The following is a 2,685-nucleotide window of genomic DNA, read 5'->3' on the forward strand; positions in this document are numbered from 1 at the left end:
CTTCAGCGCGGCCGCGCGCAGCAGGGCGCGGTCCTCCAGCGGCTCGTCGGCGGGGAACGCCCCGGACCGGGTGGCGGCGGTGGCGCCGTGGCAGATCAGGGTCAGGCGGGTCGGCATCGGCGGGACCGTTCGGCGGCGGGGCTTGCCACAGCAGGAAAGCACGATGCGCCGCCCGCCGGCAGCGGCTTCGATTGACAGAAGCCGGGCCGGGACCCATGCTGCGCCGGTTCGCCATGGATGCGGAAGCCGGTGCAATTCCGGCACGGTCGCGCCACTGTGACCGGGGCGGCGTCTCCGACGCGGTTCCGGGAGTCAGACCCCGTCATGGCCCGGGTGCACATCAGCGGGACGCGAATCCCAGGGGAGCGCTATCATGTCCGACATCACCGCCGCACGGCCCATTTCCGTTCCCGTCGGGCCGATCCCCGTCGGCGAGGTGCTGCCCTGGGCGGTGTTCGCCGGGCTGATCCTGCTGCTGGCGGTGTATTTCGTCGGCGCCGAGCAAGGCGCGACCGCGATCTTCTCCGGCAGTGCCGTCCACGAATTCGTGCATGACGGGCGCCACCTCCTCGGCTTCCCCTGCCACTGAGGCCAACCGTCATGGTTGGAAGCCTGTTGCTGCGCGGCATGCTGGTCGGCGTGCTGGCGGGGCTGCTTGCCTTCGGCTTCGCCCGGATCTTCGGCGAGCCGCAGGTCGACCGGGCCATCGCCCTGGAAGGCGCGCTGGGCCATTCGCATGACCATGGCGGCCATGACCACGCCGCGGCCCCGGCCGCCGAGCCGGAGGAGCCGGAGCTGGTCAGCCGCGAGACCCAGGCCGGGCTGGGCCTGCTGACCGGCGCCGTCGTCTACGGCGCCGCGGTCGGCGGGCTGTTCGCGCTGGTCTTCGCCTTCGCCTATGGCCGGGTCGGCCGGCTCGACGCCCGCGCCACCGCGGCGCTGCTGGCGCTTGGCGCCTTTATCGCGCTGGTGGTGGTGCCCGATTTGAAATACCCGCCCAACCCACCCGCGGTCGGCAATGCGGACACGATCGGCGAGCGCACCGGCCTGTTCTTCATCATGCTGGCGATCTCGGTCGCGGTCCTGGTGCTGGCGGTGAACCTCGCCCGCGGCCTGGCCCGGCGCCATGGCGGCTGGACCGCCGGGATGATCGCCGGCGCGGTCTATATCGCCATCATCGCGATCGCGCAGGTCGCGCTGCCGGCGGTGAACGAGGTGCCGGAGGGCTTCCCGGCCGACCTGCTGTGGCAGTTCCGCATCGCCTCGCTGGGCATGCATGCGGTGCTGTGGACCACGATCGGCCTGGCCTTCGGCGCCCTGGCCGAGCGGTCCTTCGCCCGCCGCGGCGGCGGGCGCCTGGCCTTCTCGCGCTGAGGGCCTGGATCTCTTCGAAAACCAATCAAAACTGTCATGCCCGGGCTTGACCCCGGCATCCAGAAACTGTCGACATCCTCTGGATTGCCGGGTCAAGCCCGGCAATGACACATAGGGGAAGTGCTTGGTTTTGGCTTTCTAACCCGCCGGAACCGCGGCCGGCAGCAGATCCGAGAACCGCCTGAGCCGGGCCGAGTCCTCCACCGGGACGGCGCGGCCGGTGCCCCAGTCGACGATGCGGCAGGGCACCGCGGCCGCGCGGGCGCAGGCCAGGTCGATGCCGGTGTCGCCGACATAGACCGTCTCGCCCGGCGCCGCGCCCAGCAGGTCCAGCGTGTGCAGCAGTGGCCGCGGGTCCGGCTTCACATGCGGCGTGGTGTCGGCGCCCACCACCGCGGAGAGATGCGGCAGCAGCCCCAGCCGGTCCAGCACCTGCCGGGCCAGCGCCTCCGGCTTGTTGGTGCAGACGCCGAGCCTGACCCCGGCCGCCCGCAGCGCCGGCAGGGCGGTGGCCGCGTCGGCATAGAGCGTCGAATCCGCCACCGGCCGGGCGGCGTAGTAATCCAGATAGATCCGGGTGTCGCGGTCGACATCGGCGTCCGGCAGGCCCAAAGCGCGGTGCAGCTTGACCACCAGCATCCGCGCCCCCTCCCCCACCAGCGTCTCGATGAAGGCCGTCTCCTGCGCCGGGGCGCCGCGATCGGCCAGCATGCGGTTGACCGCATGGGCGATGTCGGGCGCGCTGTCGACGAGCGTGCCGTCGAGATCGAAGATGGCGGCTTTCATGCTGGACCTGCCTGCTGGGGGGACCGCGCCGGCCTAGCCGGTGATGAAGCGGTAGCGGCCCGTGACCGGAAAGTCGAGCAGCCGATCCTCCAGCCGCGCCCCGCCGCCGATGTTGTGCACCACCAGCGGCGCCCCACTGGGGCCGGCCTGGCCGGCGACGATGGCGATGTGCGGCAGGTTGCCCGGCAACATCTGCGTCACCAGGTCGCCCTCGGCGAAGCCGGCCGGCGCGGCGTCGGCCGGCAGCGCCCGGCCCCGGCGGCGGAAGAAGGTCTGCAGATTCGGCACCCGCCGGTGGTCGATGTTCGGGTCCGGCCGCGACAGGCCCCAGGCGCGGGGATACCGGGCGAAGTTCGCGCGCATGTCCTCATGCACCAGGCGCTGCAGGTCGATGCCGAAGGCGTCGCGATAGGCGCGGATGACGACATCGGTGCAGACGCCGCGGTCGCGCGGCACGTCCCCGCCCGGATAGTCCAGCCGGGCATAGGCGGGGTCGTAGGTCCACGGTGACGCCGATCTGGGCCT

At 72.0% G+C, this 2,685-nt stretch carries 4 protein-coding genes and 1 riboswitch; of the genes, 2 read left to right on the top strand and 2 right to left on the bottom strand.

The features are described from left to right. Positions 1 to 192: 192 nt before the first annotated feature. A riboswitch (cobalamin riboswitch) is annotated at positions 193 to 341 on the top strand. Positions 342 to 373: 32 nt separating this feature from the next. After that, complete coding sequence (locus tag P409_RS31280) at positions 374 to 589, top strand: CbtB domain-containing protein (RefSeq protein ID WP_034847688.1); 216 nt, start codon at positions 374 to 376, stop codon at positions 587 to 589. Positions 590 to 600: 11 nt separating this feature from the next. Beyond that, positions 601 to 1,374 carry a CbtA family protein gene (locus P409_RS31285; RefSeq protein WP_034847690.1) on the top strand — a complete coding sequence of 258 codons (774 nt, stop codon included), beginning with the start codon at positions 601 to 603 and terminating at the stop codon, positions 1,372 to 1,374. A gap of 138 nt (positions 1,375 to 1,512) precedes the next feature. On the opposite strand, the gene P409_RS31290 is transcribed toward P409_RS31285, so the two are convergent. Continuing rightward, positions 1,513 to 2,160: an HAD-IA family hydrolase gene (locus tag P409_RS31290; protein WP_034847692.1), complete on the bottom strand. Its 648-nt coding sequence runs from the start codon at positions 2,158 to 2,160 to the stop codon at positions 1,513 to 1,515. Between the two features lie 33 nt (positions 2,161 to 2,193). Further along, positions 2,194 to 2,685, bottom strand: a 492-nt coding sequence (locus tag P409_RS31295; RefSeq protein WP_034847694.1) for a DUF1287 domain-containing protein, incomplete at its 5' end; no start/stop codon positions are given.

Source organism: Inquilinus limosus MP06 (genome assembly GCF_000767795.1).
Classification (GTDB): Bacteria; Pseudomonadota; Alphaproteobacteria; order DSM-16000; family Inquilinaceae; genus Inquilinus; species Inquilinus limosus_E.